Source organism: Actinopolyspora lacussalsi (assembly GCA_030803735.1).
GTDB lineage: Bacteria > Actinomycetota > Actinomycetes > Mycobacteriales > Pseudonocardiaceae > Actinopolyspora > Actinopolyspora lacussalsi.
Window position 1 is genome coordinate 4344658 of sequence record JAURUC010000001.1, and the last position, 15489, is coordinate 4360146.

11 protein-coding genes are annotated in these 15489 nt (G+C 69.4%); 4 read left to right on the forward strand and 7 right to left on the reverse strand.

Annotated features, from left to right (window positions below; translation table 11 throughout):
- The first annotated feature begins 294 nt into the window (after positions 1–294).
- Positions 295–777 carry an NUDIX domain-containing protein gene (locus J2S53_RS19310; RefSeq protein WP_456242165.1) on the forward strand — a complete coding sequence of 161 codons (483 nt, stop codon included), beginning with the start codon at positions 295–297 and terminating at the stop codon, positions 775–777.
- A 54-nt stretch (positions 778–831) separates the two neighbouring features.
- Here J2S53_RS19310 and J2S53_RS19315 read toward each other — a convergent pair whose 3' ends face one another.
- The gene (locus J2S53_RS19315; protein ID WP_456242166.1) at positions 832–1287 is read right to left on the reverse strand and encodes a DUF4442 domain-containing protein; all 456 of its coding nucleotides are present in this window, start codon (positions 1285–1287) and stop codon (positions 832–834) included.
- 228 nt (positions 1288–1515) lie between these two features.
- Here J2S53_RS19315 and J2S53_RS19320 point away from each other — a divergent pair, with 228 nt between their 5' ends.
- Positions 1516–3012, forward strand: a complete 1497-nt coding sequence (locus J2S53_RS19320; RefSeq protein ID WP_456242836.1) for a potassium/proton antiporter — start codon at positions 1516–1518, stop codon at positions 3010–3012.
- A gap of 564 nt (positions 3013–3576) precedes the next feature.
- Complete coding sequence (locus tag J2S53_RS19325) at positions 3577–5085, forward strand: S8 family serine peptidase (protein ID WP_456242167.1); 1509 nt, start codon at positions 3577–3579, stop codon at positions 5083–5085.
- 253 nt (positions 5086–5338) lie between these two features.
- Here the strand turns inward: J2S53_RS19325 and J2S53_RS19330 are convergent, their stop codons facing one another.
- The 6 genes from J2S53_RS19330 to J2S53_RS19355 all read right to left on the reverse strand — a co-directional run bounded on the left by J2S53_RS19330 (position 5339) and on the right by J2S53_RS19355 (position 12295).
- Positions 5339–8221, reverse strand: a complete 2883-nt coding sequence (locus J2S53_RS19330; RefSeq protein WP_456242168.1) for a helix-turn-helix transcriptional regulator — start codon at positions 8219–8221, stop codon at positions 5339–5341.
- A gap of 226 nt (positions 8222–8447) precedes the next feature.
- Positions 8448–9233: a sulfite exporter TauE/SafE family protein gene (locus J2S53_RS19335; protein ID WP_456242169.1), complete on the reverse strand. Its 786-nt coding sequence runs from the start codon at positions 9231–9233 to the stop codon at positions 8448–8450.
- A gap of 141 nt (positions 9234–9374) precedes the next feature.
- Positions 9375–9971, reverse strand: coding sequence for a rhodanese-like domain-containing protein (locus tag J2S53_RS19340; RefSeq protein ID WP_456242170.1), 597 nt, complete (start codon positions 9969–9971; stop codon positions 9375–9377).
- Between the two features lie 102 nt (positions 9972–10073).
- Positions 10074–11495, reverse strand: a complete 1422-nt coding sequence (locus J2S53_RS19345) for an MBL fold metallo-hydrolase (RefSeq protein WP_456242837.1) — start codon at positions 11493–11495, stop codon at positions 10074–10076.
- Positions 11496–11503: 8 nt separating this feature from the next.
- Positions 11504–11824 carry a rhodanese-like domain-containing protein gene (locus J2S53_RS19350; protein ID WP_456242171.1) on the reverse strand — a complete coding sequence of 107 codons (321 nt, stop codon included), beginning with the start codon at positions 11822–11824 and terminating at the stop codon, positions 11504–11506.
- A gap of 201 nt (positions 11825–12025) precedes the next feature.
- Entirely contained in the window at positions 12026–12295 is a 270-nt protein-coding gene (locus J2S53_RS19355) for a metal-sensitive transcriptional regulator (RefSeq protein ID WP_092927590.1), read from the reverse strand.
- A 237-nt stretch (positions 12296–12532) separates the two neighbouring features.
- On the opposite strand from J2S53_RS19355, the gene cas3 reads away from it, so the two are divergent.
- The gene (gene cas3, locus J2S53_RS19360) at positions 12533–15256 is read left to right on the forward strand and encodes a CRISPR-associated helicase Cas3' (RefSeq protein WP_456242172.1); all 2724 of its coding nucleotides are present in this window, start codon (positions 12533–12535) and stop codon (positions 15254–15256) included.
- Positions 15257–15489: the final 233 nt, after the last annotated feature.

Genomic DNA, 15489 nt, shown 5'->3' on the forward strand with positions numbered 1-15489 from the left:
GGAACATCCGTGGGCCCGGTACCGACTCTGGTCCGTTCAACTGGGTGCGGGCGGGGGCGCGACTGGGAATTCGCCGAGAGTCCCTGGCGATGCTTCGACGGTGCGGCTCGCGTAGGTGGTTACTTGGCGGAACCTCTCGCACGGCTCTCGCTGCGGGGGTGGCCGGAGTTCGCCCTGCGGGGGTGTTCGGAGCTCGGCTCCGCGTCGAGGCGGCGCGGCGATTTCGCGAGAAATTGACGCCGGCCTCCACCGTGCCGCCCCACTGGCGCGGCGATTTCGTGGGAATTTGACGTCGTGGTCAGAACCAGCGCCGGGATACTGGTCTTCCGGAGACGCGAGAGTGGTGCCGAGGTGCTGCTCGGTCACATGGGCGGACCCATCTGGGAAAACCGCGACCAGGGGGCCTGGTCGGTGCCCAAGGGTGAGTACACCCCCGAGGAGTCGGCCTGGAAGGCAGCCAGGCGGGAGTTCCGCGAGGAGCTGGGGATGGATCCGCCCGCCGGGCGTTTCGAGTCGCTGGGCAGCGCGCGGCAGTCGGGTGGCAAGGTCGTCACGGTCTGGGCGGTGCCGGGCGAGATCGATCCGCGTTCGATGGTGCCCGGCACCTTCACGATGGAGTGGCCGAAGGGGTCGGGTCGGCTCCGGGAGTTCCCGGAGCTCGACCGCGTAGCCTGGTTCGACCTGGATCGGGCGAGTCGCCGAATCCTGCCCGCCCAGCGGGTGTTCCTCGAACGGCTCTCGGACCTGCTCGAAGCCGATCCGGGTGAGTGGGACTGACCGGCTGTCGAGAGCTTCGGGGCGCTGGCCGTCGTTGCTGGGACGGCCTCGAGCTCAGGAGTCGTTCGGCCGCAGCGTCCAGTACACCGTCATCTCGCCGGTCGTGTTGTGCTCGCCGTCCCGGATGGTGCAGTGCACCGGGAACTCGGGGCGGGTTCCGCCGTCGAGTTCGGCGCGCACCTCGTCGATCTCACGGCCGAGTACCGCTTCGGCGGTCAGGTCGCCGAGTGCCAGCTTGCGGTAGGCGATCTCGGATCGGGTCACGAGTGGCGTGGCGCGGTCCAGCAGCGGGGTGAACGCGGCGAGTGTCACCGCGCCCGAGGCGGTCTCGGCCAGCCCGAACATCACGGCGGCGTGCGGGCCGCCCACGTGGTTCCGCTGTTCCGCGACATCGCGCAGCGAGCACACGACTCGCTGCCGCTCCAGCTCGGAGAACTCGATCCCCGCGGTGGAAACCCAGGGCACGGTCTTGTTCATCGCGTCGGCTACCCAGTCGAACTCGGAGGTCATACCGCGTTATGTTACTGTACGGTAGCTTTCTTGGGTAGTACCGGTGTGCGGCGCCACCCGCCGCGGTGCCGGTGGCACGGGCTCCCGCCGCACCACGGTGGTCGCGCCGCTGCCGCGCGTTTCCGGTGATCTTGGTGTACTGGATGACCGACCCACCGTTGCGTGACGACGCGCGTGCCGGTGCTCGCCACCGCCAACGTCGGCATCCGACCGAGAATCGGGGACGAGATGAGCCTGCAGGAGCTCTACCTGGCCCTTTTCGCGGGCGGTGTGGTGCTGCTGGCGAGCATCATCGCCACCAGGTTCGCCGCCCGGATCGGGCTGCCCAGCCTGTTGCTGTTCCTGGTGCTGGGAATGCTACTGGGGGAGGACGGGCTGGGCATTCAGCTCGACGATCCGCAGTTCGCCCAGAACCTCGGCACCGCCGCGTTGGCCGTCATCCTGGTAGAGGGCGGGCTGACCACCAAGTGGTCCGACGTGTCCAAAGTGCTCGCCCCCGCCGGTGTGCTGGCCACGCTCGGCGTCGGAATCAGCGCGGGGATAACGGCGCTGGCGGCGAATCTGCTGCTGGGGCTCGACTGGCAGCTGGCGCTGCTGCTCGGCGCCATCGTGTCCTCCACCGACGCGGCGGCGGTGTTCTCGGTGCTGCGCGTACTGCCGATCCCCAGGCGCGCCGCCGGGCTGCTCGAGGCCGAGTCCGGTTTCAACGATGCGCCGACGGTGATCCTCGTCATGCTGCTCAGCTCCACCCCGTTGCTGATGGGCCCGTGGCACGTGGTGGGCTCGTTGCTCTACCAACTCGGGGCCGGAGCGCTGTTCGGGCTGCTGCTCGGGAGTATCGGGGCCCTCGTGCTGCCGCGGATAGCGCTGCCCGCCTCGGGGCTGTATCCGCTGGCCACATTCGGCCTGGGGGCGCTGGCGTTCGCCGCGGCGGGAGTGGCGCAGGCGAGCGGATTCATCGCCGCCTACCTCGCGGGTGTGGTGCTGGCCAACACCGGACTGCCGCACCGCTCGGCGACTCGCTCGTTCGCCGAGGGGCTCGGTTGGCTGGCTCAGATCGGACTGTTCGTGTTGCTGGGGCTGCTGGTCGATCCCAGCGAGCTCTACCACGAGGTGCTGTCCGCGCTCGTGATCGGATCCGTGCTGCTGTTGGTGGCGCGTCCGTTCGCGGTGGCGGGCTCGCTGTTGCCGTTCCGGGTTCCCTGGCGCGAGCACGCCTTCCTGTCCTGGGCGGGGTTGCGCGGAGCCGTTCCCATCGTGCTGGCCACCTTCCCGGTGGTCGCCGGGGTGCGGGGCAGTGATCGACTGGTCGACATCGTTTTCGTACTGGTCGTCGTCTTCACCCTCGTGCAGGGGCCTAGCCTGCGTCCGGTGGCGCGGCTGCTGGGGATCATCACCCCGGAGGGGGCCCGTGAGGTGCGGGTCGAGTCGGCACCGCTGGACGTGCTCGACGCGGAGCTGTTGACCGTCTCCGTCCCGGAGGGCTCGCGGCTGCACTACGTCACGGTCATGGAGCTGCAGCTGCCCGAACCGAGCGTGATCGCCCTGCTGATCCGCCGCGGATCCGTGTTCGTGCCGCAACCCGAGAGCAGGATCGAAATCGGTGACCAGCTGCTGATCGTGACCACCAGCGCCAAGCGCGCGGCGACCGAACGCAGGCTCCGTGCCGTGGGACGCCGGGGGCGGTTGGCCTACTGGTTCGGTGAGTACGGTGAACTCGCCTAGCAGCAAATGCTTTACACCTTCGGGTGAGCATCGGGCGCGTCCCACGAGCTTTCCTCGGGTTTTTCGGTACCGTATTTCCCGATTTTCCTGGTCGTTGGGAAAACTGTCAACTCCGTGCGCACCGCGAAATCTCCGTGATGCGTGCGGCGGAAAGGCCGACGCTGTGAATCGATTCGTTCCTACCGATGAGTAAGGGTTTCGTGTTGTGACAACAGTATTAAAGTCCCCGGTGTCCGGAGTGGATCGTGTTTCCGCGCCGGTTCGATGCGGATCTCCGCGCGATTCTCCGGAGTTCTCCAAATCCCGTCGCGAATGCGGTGGGCACGAGGGTTGGTTGCCACCGTCCAGGCCCGGCCGTCAGTGAATTCCGGGAACGGCGAATTCCATTCCCTAAGTACCCGTACCTACGGTTCCACGGATTGTTCCTCGGCGATCGTGGGCCGATCGTTCTGGGCACTGTTCACCGCCACTTCACCGGAGTCGGGTGCCGAAGACCCCGGGGCGTGCGCGGTGGACGGAAACCGTTCCCGCCGCTCGACAGCGGCGCGATCAGCAGGAGGAACGATGCAGCACCCGAGAACGGGGCGGCGCAGGTTCGCAGGCCTGTGCCTAGGTGCCGCCGTGGCGACATCCTTCGGTCTGGCCACGGCACTGCCCGCGCAGGCCGCGACGGGCGAGATCAGGAACGCCGATGCCAAGGCGGCGGTAGCAGGCGAGTACATCGTCGTCTTCGAGGACGCCGCGGCCACCGGGCCCGGTGGCGTGAGCGCGGCGGCCACCGATCTCAGTCAACGCTACGGCGGTGAGATCCAGCGGACCTACGAAACCGCGTTGCGCGGATATTCCGCCTCGATGAACGAGACGGCGGCCGAACGGCTGGCGGCGGACCCCAGCGTCAAGTACGTCGAGCAGAACCGCCGCGTGCACGCGCTCGGCACGCAGGACAACCCGCCCTCGTACGGCCTCGACCGGCTCGACCAGCGCGATCTGCCGCTGGACGACTCCTACACCTATCCCAACGGTGGTGAGGGAGTCACGGCCTACGTGATCGACACCGGTATCAGGACCAGCCACGAGACCTTCGGGGGCCGTGCCTCGAGCGGTTACGACTTCGTCGACGATGATTCCGTGGCCAACGACTGCAACGGGCACGGCACGCACGTGGCGGGCACCGTCGGTGGTGCCGAGTACGGCGTCGCCAAGAACGTCGATCTGGTCGGCGTGCGCGTGCTCGACTGCGAGGGCAGTGGGTCCTACGCGGGTGTCATCGACGGCATCGACTGGGTCACCCAGAATGCCGACGGTCCCGCCGTCGCCAACATGAGCCTGGGCGGTTCCGCCAGCAGCGCGGTGGACGACGCGGTGAACAGCTCGATCGCCTCGGGGGTCACTTACGGCATCGCCGCGGGGAATTCCTCGGCCGACGCCTGCGACTACTCGCCCGCCAGGGTCGAGGCCGCCATCACGGTCGGGGCCACCAACAGCCAGGACGCCGAGGCCAGCTACTCCAACTACGGTGACTGCCTGGACATCTACGCGCCCGGTAGCAACATCACCTCCGCCTGGATCGGCAGCGACACCGACACCAACACGATCAGCGGTACCTCCATGGCCACCCCGCACGTCGTCGGTGCCGCCGCGCTGCTGCTCGCCGACAGCCCCTCCGCGTCTCCGGCGGAGGTCCGCGACAGCATGGTGAACAACGCCAGCACCGGCAAGATCTCCGGTATCGGCGCCGGTTCGCCCAACAAGCTGCTCTACGTGGGTGAGAGCGACGGTGGGGACCCGCAGCCGCCGGAGAACAGCGCTCCCACCGCTTCGTTCACCGTGAACTGCTCCACGGCCGGTTGTGACTTCGACGCCACCGGCTCCAGTGACTCGGACGGTTCCGTGGTGGGCTACTCCTGGCAGTTCGGTGACGGTGCCACCGCGACCGGAAGCACCGTCGGCCACAGCTACGGCGGCGGCCAGTTCACCGCCACGCTGACCGTCACCGACAACGAGGGTGCCACCGGCTCGGCCACGCACCAGATCGATTGCTACGACTTCGGTACGGTGTACTGCTTCGCCTGAGCACCGGCCCTGTCGGGCACGACCGAAGGGGACCTCCCGCCGCTCCCACGGCGGGAGGTCCCCCGTGTGTGCGGTAGGGATCGTCGTGAGATCCGGCCTCGACCCGGTCTGGGAGGCAGGGTCGCCGTCGATTTCTCGCGAAATTGAGGCCCCTGGGCGGCGTACCTACTCGATGTCGGGGGAGCCACAGCGAGAGCCCGCGAGAGGTTCCGCTACGGAACCACCCACGACAACCGAGCCGGAGACTCCGCGGTCAATCGGTCCGGACTTCGGTGCGGGAGGTTACCCCCAGCTTCCGAATAACCTTCGCCACGTGCTGCTCCACGGTTCGCGGCGACAGGAACAGCAGCGAGGCTATCTCCCGGTTCGTGTTGCCCAGCCCCACCAGTCTCGCCACGTCACGCTCCCGGGGCGAGAGCTCGGCACCGTACCCCCTGCGTCCCCGTCGCGACGACGGCGGTGGAACCCCGCTGTCGCGCAGCAGCTGCCTGCAGCGTGCGGCGTCCCTGCTCGCCCCCAGACGTTCGAACGAATCGATCACTTCGGACATTCGCGTCGCGGCGGAATCCTCCCCGGACCGGAGTTGGTGGGCAACGACGCGCTCCCGCGCGAGGGCGGCACTGTACGGCTGCGGCAGCGCCGCATAGCCCGCCCGGGCCGTTTCCCACCACTCGGCCGCCCTGTCGAACCGTCCCGCGCTCTCACAGTGGAACGCCCGCGCCGCCGCCGTGGCCGGAGCGATCAGCGGGCTCCGCCGGTTCGCGGTCGCCGCGGTGAACTCGTCGATCAGCTGTTCTGCCTCGGTGCCCCTGTCGAGTCGCGCGTAGGCTGCCACGGCGTTGGGCAGCAGCTCGTTCGCCCAGATCCAGATTCCCTTGCGCCGCACCACCCGTACCGCGTGATCCGCCGCGTTCACCGCCCCCGGTGAGTCCCCGCGCAGCAGCCGCAGCCGCACCCTGGTCGCCCCCGCCGTGATCACCACCGGAGTGAAGGAGTCGTCCGGGGTGTCCACTCCGGTCGCGGTGAGCCACCGTTCGGCGGCCTCCCAGTCTCCCCGCGTCACGGCGTCCATTCCCAGCACCAGCGCGAGCTCCACCGCCACCGGCCGCAGTTGTCCGTGGTCCCGCAGCAGCCGCTCCGCGTTCTCGACCAGTTCCTCCCATGCACCGGTCATCCGGCGCAGCCGGATATCGGTGCTGCGCAGCGTGCTGTCCAGGTAGGGGCTGCCGCCCGCCGCGCGGGCCAGCCCCAACGCCTCGGTCAGGTGTTCGCGGGCCGCCGAGTACTCCCCCAGCCACGTGTATGCGTCGGCGACGTTGCCGTGAATCCGCGCGATGTGATGCCGCTCCGGACCCGCCCCGCCCGCGAGGGGCAGCCGTTCGAAGTGCCGCCACGCCGCCGAACAGTCCCCGCCGAACATCCGGCTGGGCAGCACGTTGGCGAGCAACTCCGAGCGCACCGCCGTGCTGCCGGTCTCGTCGAGCACGATCTCCGCCCGACCGGTCCATTCCGAACACCGCTCGTACGGCGTGGTCCCCACGTGTGCCTGCGCCAGCGCCGCCATGCCCACCGCGGCCCGTTCCGGCAGCTCCCGCAGTTCCGCCACGGCGAGCTCCAGCTCACCCCGCGCCGTCCCCGGGCAGTCGCTCTGCCGCAGCAACAACAGCCCCAGGCTGAGACGCACCTCGCCCCGCGCGGTCGCGGAGAGCCGCTGGTCGGACAGGACCCGCCGCAACGCGGCCGGGACCGGGTGTTGCCCCAACCCGTCGAGCGCGGCCTGCCCGAAGCGCACCGCGAGTCGATCCACGTCGCCCGTCGACAGCGAGGGTTCCTCGAGCAGCGAGCACAGCAGCTCCGTGGCGGTGGCGATGTCGCCCGTCTCGATCGCGCGGTCGGCCGCTGCCGTTCCGTAGCGCAGCCAGTCCGCGACCCTGCCGCAGCCCATGCTGTGTTCGGCGAGCCGGATCAGCGGCGGTCGCTCCTGTTCGGACAGCAGCCGCAGGGTGCGCTCGTGCAGTTCGCGGCGTTCCGGGCCGGTGAGCGTGTCGTGCACTGCCTGGCGTGCCAGGCAGTGTCGGAATCCGTAACGGAGGTTGCCGTCCTCGTGCAGCACGTTGGCGCGCAGTGCCCACGCGATCCGGTGCGCCGCGTCGGGCACGCCCGCGATCCGTCCCAGCAGCCCTGCCTCGGCCGGAGTTCCCAGTACCGCCGCCGCGTGCACCAGGCGCGTCACGGGCTCGGGGAGTGCGCCCAACCGCTCGGCCATCGCGTCACGCAGCAGCACCGGCACGTCGAGCTGTTCGAGCGTTTTCAGCTCTCCGGCCGAGTAGGGTCTTCGCTCGCGCTGCGCGCGCAGCGTCGGCAGCGTCTCGGCCACGACGAACGGGAGTCCGGCCGTCCGCTCGTGCAGCTCCCGCGCGAATCCCGCTTCGACGGACTCGGTTCCGAGCAGGTGCGCGGCCAGGATGCCCACCTGCTCGATGTTCAACGGACGCAGGGTCATCACCGCGCTGCGCGCCCGCCGCGGATGTCGGTACGCCGTCCCCAGCGGGACGCCCCCGGCCAGTTCCTCGCGACGGTAGCTCAGCACGAGGGCCAGCTCGCCGGGCGGATCGGTGATCAGGAAACGCAGCAGTTCCCTGGTTCCCTCGTCGGCCCAGTGCAGGTCCTCGACCACGAGGATCGCCGGAGTGCTCGCTTCGAGCAGTGCGTGCACGCCGCGGAACAACTGGTGTCGTTCCGCCGCGGTGTCACCGAGGAGTTCCGGGGTCGGGGGCAGGAACTCGCCCAGTTCGGGAAGCAGTCTGCGCAGCGCGCCGGTGACGGGATTGAGGTGTGCGGGGGCGGGGAACGGATCGAGGGTGCGCAGCGCGTCGATCACCGGCCCGTAGGGGAAGGGGTCCTGGAGTGGCTGGCAGGCCCCGGTCAGGATGGTGCGCTCGATCTCGGGGCGTTCCAGTGATTCGCGGATCAGGCGTGTTTTGCCCACGCCCGCTTCCCCCTCCAGCAGCAGCACGGCAGGCGGGGACAGCACCAGCTCCGTAACGGTGTCGAGCTCTTCTTCACGGCCCACCAGTACCGGTGGGACTCGGCTCGACACGGCGAACGATTCGGACGGACGAGTACTACTGAGCATGCGAACCCCTTCCGCGTGCGAGTGGCGTCGGGGTCGGATCAAGTGAAGTAACGGGAAGCGTATCCCTCTAAAGAGTGAAAAACGACGGCCTTAAGAGTGATCTTCTTTCCCGGTTTTGCCGAGGTTTCCGGTTGGCGAGAATCGGAAAACCGCGTGTTCGCACCCAGTGGTCACGCCGCGATCCGGAGGCGGAGACCCCCTCGTGCTCCCCGGACCACCTTCGGCATCAACCGCCGAGCGCGGCCGGGTTGGTCAACGCCGCCACTCCCACACCGATGGCGATCACCAGCACCACGTAGCCGAACCAGTGCCGGATCGTCTCCGCCCGCAGTCGCGCGGTCAGCCGCGCGGCCAGTGCCGAGACCAGCAGCGCGGTGATCGCGAACGCCAGCACCACCGGGTACTCGATCTCGTCGATGACACCGGAGTGCGCGGCCAACCCGGCCACCGAGTTGATCAGCACCACCAGCAGTGAGGTGGCCACGGCCCGCTGCGCGGCCAGTCCCAGCAGCAGGGTCAGGGCCGGAACCACCACGAAACCGCCGCCCACTCCGAACAGCCCGGTCAACACTCCGACACCCGCACCGCTGAGCAGCGATTTCGGCAGACAGCTGCGCCACTCGACGCCACCGGTGTCGGTGCGGCAGGAGCCGCCCGCGGCTTCCCCTCCCGTGAGCATCCGAACCGCGACCACCACCATGAGCACCGCGAACGACACCAGCAGCCAGCGGTCCGGCAGCAACCCGCCGAGCGCGGCACCCCCGAACGCGGCCGGAACCCCGGCCGCGCCGAACACCAGTGCCACCGGCCAGAGCACCTTCTCGCGCCGAGCCCGGGGCAGCAGCCCGCCGATCGCCGATATCGCCACGATCAACAGCGATGCCGGTATGGCGATTCGCAGCGGCAGGCCGACGCCGTAGACCAGCGCCGGAACCGCCAGGATCGAACCACCGGCGCCGAGCAGCCCCATCGCCAGCCCGATGACCACCCCGAACGCGAGCGCCGCGATCATTCCGGCTCCCGCCGCGTCGTTCGCCCGCGCGCGTGACCGTCCGTCGTGGCCTCGTACCCGCTCGGGTAGGCCCTGCCCCGGGCAGTTCCGGACTCACTGCCCCGGGACGTTCTGGCCTCACTGCCCCGGGACGTTCCGGCCTCACGCATGCGGCGCGCCCGGCTCGGCGGCGGTGACAGCGGACAGCGCGGCGTCCGGATCCACCGCGCTCCTCCGGTTGTGCGGCAGCATGCCCAGCAGTCGAGCCATCGCGCAGGTGTCACTGATCGCGGCGAACGTCAGCCCCGCGCCCACGAACCCCGCCAGCCACTTCAGCGGCCGGTAGGCGAGACTGCCCAACACGCCGGTCAGCACCAGCGATCCCGCGACCAGTCGGACCTGCCGCTCCATCGGCCAGACCCCGCTGCCCCGGTTGACCTCGCCACCTTCCCGCTGCCATTCCTCGATTCCGCCCCGCAGCACGTGACAGCCGTCCACTCCCGCCTGTTCCAGCAGTGTTCTGGCCTGCTCGGCACGAGCGCCCGAGGCGCACACCAGCACCACCGGGTCGTCGTGTCCACTGTCGAGTTCGGCTCGCCGCTCGCGTAACAGCTCGATCGGAACGTTGTGCGAGCCCGGGATGTTGACCGAGTCGAACTCGCCGGGGGAGCGGACGTCGATCAGCCTGGTTCGGGGGTGGGTTCGCAGGTTCTCCCGCACTCGCGCGGCGTGCAGTGTTCCGGGGGTTTCGCTCGACAATTGGTTCCCTTCCGTGGGTCGTGTTCTCCGGCGGAGCTCCGTCACCGGGCCCCGCACGGCGCCCTCCGCTCCGGGGAAGAGCGGCGGGGGTTTCACCGGTCGTCAGGATGAGGTGAGGTCGAGCCCCGCGTCCCCTGCCGCGTCGAACCTGTCGTCGACCAGCACCGCCGCGCGGCCGTCCGATTCCAGCAGCGAGGCCGCCGCGGTGGCGCGATAACCGCTGCCGCAGTGCACCCACACCGTGCCCTCGGGAACCTCGCCCACCCGTTTCGGCAGTTCGTACAGCGGGATGTGCACCGCGCCGGTGACGTGGGAGTCGCGGAACTCGTTGTTGGTCCGCACGTCCAGCACCACGTCCGCGGGCGGCATCCCGTTGTGCTCGCCGGAGCGCGCGGCAGCGAGATCGGCGAAGCTCGCCGTGGTGGTCTCGCGCAGCCGCGCCGGATCGGCGGCCAGCTCGGCGGGCTGTCCGCTCGCCGCCGCCGCGAACTTGTCGATACCGATGCGGGCCAGCTCGCGCTGTGCCTCCGCGACCTGCTCGGGCGACTCGCCCAGCAGCGTGATCGGGGAACCCCAGTCGATCATCCAGCCCAGCCAGGTCACCATCGGCCCGTCCAGCCCCAGACCGACGGTGCCCGCCAGGTGCGAGCGGACGTAGGCCTTCCGCGAGCGCAGGTCCACCACCCACTCGCCGTGTTCCAGCCGCCTAGCCAACTCGTCCGGGCTCGCCTCGGTGGGACGGCGCAGGTCCAGCGGTTCGGGGCCGGCGATGTTCCGCACCCCCATGTGCGCGTAGTAGGCGGGGTAGGCGTCCAGCCCGGAGAGGATGGTCTCGAGGAATTCACCCTCGGACAGGGTCAGCGCGGGGTTGAACTCCCGTTCCTGTTCGATGGTGCTGGAGTCGCCCGACGCCTGGGTGGCCGAGCAGAAGCTGCCGAAGCCGTGCGTGGGCCATATCCGCGCCCCGTCCGGCAGCACGTCGGCCAGCTTCCGCGCCGAGGCGTGCTGGTGCCGGGCGAGCTCTTCGCTGTGCTGCTCCCCGAGCAGGTCGGTGCGGCCGGTGGTGCCGAACAGCAGCGAACCACCGGTGAAGGCGCCGAACGTGCCGGAGTCGTTCTCCAGCAGGTAGGACAGGTGGTGGAAGGTGTGCCCGGGGGTGGCCAGTGCCCGCACCCGCAGGTTCCCGGAGACCGCCACGACCTCGCCGTCGTGCAGCGGGCGGTGGTCGAACGGCGCCTCGTCGGCCGCCGCCACCCCGTACTCGGCCCCGGTTAGCCGGGCCAGCTCCAGCCCGCCGGACACGTAGTCGTTGTGGATGTGCGTCTCCAGCACGAGCCCGATCCGCACGTCGAGGCGACCCGCCAGGGCGAGGACCCGGTCCACATCGCGCTGCGGATCCACCACCACCGCCGTTTCACCGTCGGTCGCCAGGTAGCTGCGGTCCCCCAGGGAAGAGGTGGCGATCACCTCGACGTGCGGTGTCTCCGAAAGTCGTTGTTCCGGCGGTTGTGTCCTGTCTGTCATGGTTCGTGTCATCGCGCCGCACCTCCTTCGGTGTCCCGGCCGGATTCGGTCCATGCCGCCGTTCCACCGGAAACCGAAACCGCGTTGACCCCCGCTTCGCGGAGGGCTCGGGCGGCCCGCAGGCTGCGGCCACCCGACTGGCAGACCACCCGTACGCCGTCCGGGAACTCACCGGGTGTCCGCAGCAGCTGTTCCAGCGGGACGTTGCGCGCTCCGGGGACGTGTCCCTGTGCGTACTCCTCAGGAGAGCGCACGTCGAGGACTTCCGCACCCGCGTCACGGGCGGTGGCCAGGTCCTCGACGGTCACTTCGATCGACTCTTCCGGCATGCTCACTCCTAATACCCAGGGGGGTATACAACGATTAAACGGGTCCCCCGGTAGCTGTATTCCGGTGCTGCGGGATTCCGGGCTGCGGGCCGGGAGCGGATCACGGCGCGGCCTGCGGTCCGCGACCCCGAGATCACGGCGGTCACGCCGCCGCGCGTGGGGTCCAATCCTGCGCCTCTTGCCCAGGCAGGTGTCGCTCGCTCAGGCCAGCGCGAGGAACAGCCGTTCCAGCTCCTCCTCGGTCATGGGCGGTTCCTCGCCCTCTTCGCGCGCCGTCTGGCAGTGGCGCATGCCGCTGGATACGATCTTGAACCCCGCCCGGTCCAGGGCGCGGGAGACGGCGGCGAGCTGGGTCAGCACCTGGGCGCAGTCCTCGCCCTCCTCGATCGACTCGATCACTCCGGCGAGCTGGCCCTGTGCCCGGCGCAGGCGGGTGAGGGCGTCGCCCACGCGTTCCGGCTTCATCTCCACTGTCGAACACCTCCCCGGGTGCGACTTCCTGGGTCGCGATTTCCTGACTCGTGACTCCCTGACTCGCTTCCCGAATGTACCCCCAGGGGTATTCGATTGTCAGGGAGGTGGGGAGTGACAGGGAGCACGTGCGGGCTTGGGGGTATTGGCGACAATTTCTCGGGAAATTCGCGGTGTGTTCGCCGCGAAACAGTGCGTGATATTTCGGAGGTGAATGTGCCGGATCACGTGCCACCAGTGGCCGACTTACGGTTCTGGGGCAAGGAACGCGGCCTGGGCGGCGCCCGCTACCCGGTGGCGTGCCACGGCCTCGACGCGGCGGCGATGCTGCGGTGCCTGTGGCGGGAATATGTCTCGCCCGGCCTGCGGGCGCGGATAGCCGAACTCCTCGAACTGTCCGAGGACGAGACCCGCCGACTGCTGGAGTTCTGGGCCGCCGCCCACGACATCGGCAAGATCACGTCCTCATTCCAGTCCCAGGTGGAGGTCCCTTCGGGCTACGACTCGGACGACGTGACCGCTCCCCACGACGAGGCCACGCAGCACGCGCTGTACCCGCTGCTGATCGAACTCGGTTATCCCGGGAGGATCGCCAAGTGGGCGGCACAGCTGCTCGGTGGGCACCACGGTCGGTTCGTCGAGCTCAACCGGGAGTGTCGTTCCCAGGTGAAGGCCCGCGCCCTGGGGCTCGGCGACGAGGAATGGGCACGGCAGCGCGCCGACACGCTGCGCGTCTGGCGGGCGGTACTCGAACCGCCCGTGCCCAGTAGTTTCGACACGGCCGCCGCGAACGTGGTCACCGGACTGGTGATCCTCGCCGACTGGCTGGCGAGCCGGATTCCGTACGTGCTGAAACGGTTGCCGGACGTCCCGGAACGGGGCGACGTGTCGTCGCTGAGCTCGTTCTTCCACGGCTCGCTTGCCGAGACACCGGCGGTCGTGGCTGAAGCGGGGCTCTCACCGCTGCGACTGCGGTCTGGCTCCTTCGCCGAGGAGTTCCCCGACTTCCCCGCCAACGAGCTACAACGCGACATCGCCGAGCGGCTGCCGAGCTCGCTCGGCCCCGGCGGGTTGCTCATGATCTCCGCACCCACCGGTTTCGGCAAGACGGAGACGGCGCTGCACGCGGCACGCCGCATGTCCGAGGTCACGGGCACCTCCGGCCTGTTCTTCGCGCTGCCGACGATGGCCACCACCGAGCACATGTTCAAGCGCATCGCCCGATACGTGACCACGAGAGGGAGCGAGCCCAACTCGCAGGCGATGCTGCACGGCATGGCGTGGCTGAGCCCGGTGGAAGAGATGCTGCGCGAGGAGATGAGCCGCGCCTCGGTCAGCGGTGCGGACTCGACCCTGGTGCACTGCGCGGAATGGCTGCTGGGCGCCAAGCGCGGGCTGCTGGCCGGCGCCGGAGTGGGCACTATCGACCAGGCGCTGCTCTCGGTACTGCCCACCAGGCACAACGCGCTGCGCATGTTCGCGCTGACGGGCAGGACCGTGGTGATCGACGAGGTGCACGCCTTCGACGAGTACATGCGGACCCTGCTGTGCGTGCTGCTGCGCTGGCTCGGCTACTGGAACGTGCCCGTGGTGCTGCTCTCGGCCACGCTGCCCGCCCCGCTGGCCACCCAACTCGCCGCCGCCTACCGCGGCGACAGGGCGGGAACCGAGGAACGGATCACGGTCCCCTATCCCGGTTGGGTCCACATCGGACACGGTGAGCCGGTTGTTCCGCGTCCGGTGCCGTTTCCCGACGAACAGCGTCGGAGGTTGGCGGTGTCCTCCCGTGCCGTCGAGATCCGCGACGGTGAGCCGGACCGGATGCCCGTGCTGCGGCGGGCTCTTACGCCGTTGGTCGAGGACCGGGGAACCGCGCTGGTGCTGTGCAGCACGGTGGCGCACGCCCAGCGCACGTGGCGGCTGCTGCGCGAGCACCTCGAAGGCACCGGGGTGGAGCTTCGGCTGCTGCACGCCCGGTTCCCGATGCACGTCCGCGAGTCCGTCACCGAGGAACTCACCGCGCGGTTCGGCAAACCGACCGAGGAAGATCCGAAGGCGGGCAGAGTCCGGGAGCGCACGATCCTGGTCGCCACCCAGGTCGTGGAGCAGAGCCTCGACGTCGACTTCGACCTGGTGATAACCGATCTCGCGCCGGTCGAACTGCTGTTGCAACGCGCGGGCAGGTCGCAACGGCACCCGGCGCTGAACCCGCTGCGGCCGGAGTGGGCCGATCCGAATCGCGGTGGGACGCGGGAACTCGTGGTGCTGACCTCGTGGAACGACAAGGGGCCGCCCGGGGCCTGGGCGGCGGTGTATCCCACCGCGAGCCTGGTTCGCGCGCACCGGTTGCTGGACGAGCACGCCGAGAGCGGCATCCGGGTGCCGGAGGACGTCCAGCGGTTGGTGGACCGGGGCAATCCGGCCGCCGGGGACAAGGGTGATCTCGAACTGATCCGTGGTTTCGAGGAGGCGGAGACCCGCAGGCAGGCCGACGAGATGATCAAGCGCTCGGAGGGCAAGCGAGTGGGAATACCCCGACCGCGCGGGTTCAAGGCATTGAACGAGTTGTCGGACGGATTGCTTCCGGAGGAGAGGGCGAGCACGCGGTTCCAGGCCGATTCGGAGCGCGGGCTGGCGTACTTCGTGGGGGCTGACGGAGTGCCTCGGCTGGACGGGCCGGAAGGTCCTGCGTTGCCCCGGCCGAGCGACGGGAAGCTCTCCCGCGAGGAGTTGATTTCGGTGATGCGGCGTTCCGTGCCGATGCCTCGCGGGCCGTTGTCCTCGATGCCGCCCGATCGGCTGCCGAGGTTGCCCCGGCTCTGGCGCGACATCTGGCCGCTTGGGGAGCTGGTGGCGCTGGAACACCCCGTTTCCGAACATGGGAAGGCCGCTCCGGCGCGGGTTGGCGAGCGGATGTTGTGGTTGGACGACGATGTCGGGTTGGAGGAGGTGGCGGAGTGAACTCGATCGTGCCCGTCGTCCGGGTTCGATCCTCCGATGTGGTCTTCGGATCGGGTGATTTCCCGTTGGCACGGCGCTTTGAAAACGTGGAGCGGGGGTTGTAACGTCGCAGGTCGCAGAGGGGTGCTCTCCACGTGCGTGGAGGTGGACCGGGGCTGCGGGAGCAGCTCCAGGCGGCCGGTGTGTGCTCTCCACGTGCGTGGAGGTGGAGCGTCACGGTTATCACGGCGTGA

Bases quoted from the DNA above. Each gene is read 5' to 3' on its own strand.
- J2S53_RS19315 (WP_456242166.1), bottom strand. From the start codon at position 1,287: ATGACCTCCGAGTTCGACTGGGTAGCCGACGCGATGAACAAGACCGTG.
- J2S53_RS19320 (WP_456242836.1), top strand. From the start codon at position 1,516: ATGAGCCTGCAGGAGCTCTACCTGGCCCTTTTCGCGGGCGGTGTGGTG.
- J2S53_RS19325 (WP_456242167.1), top strand. From the start codon at position 3,577: ATGCAGCACCCGAGAACGGGGCGGCGCAGGTTCGCAGGCCTGTGCCTA.
- J2S53_RS19330 (WP_456242168.1), bottom strand. From the start codon at position 8,221: ATGCTCAGTAGTACTCGTCCGTCCGAATCGTTCGCCGTGTCGAGCCGA.
- J2S53_RS19335 (WP_456242169.1), bottom strand. From the start codon at position 9,233: ATGATCGCGGCGCTCGCGTTCGGGGTGGTCATCGGGCTGGCGATGGGG.
- J2S53_RS19345 (WP_456242837.1), bottom strand. From the start codon at position 11,495: ATGACAGACAGGACACAACCGCCGGAACAACGACTTTCGGAGACACCG.
- J2S53_RS19350 (WP_456242171.1), bottom strand. From the start codon at position 11,824: ATGCCGGAAGAGTCGATCGAAGTGACCGTCGAGGACCTGGCCACCGCC.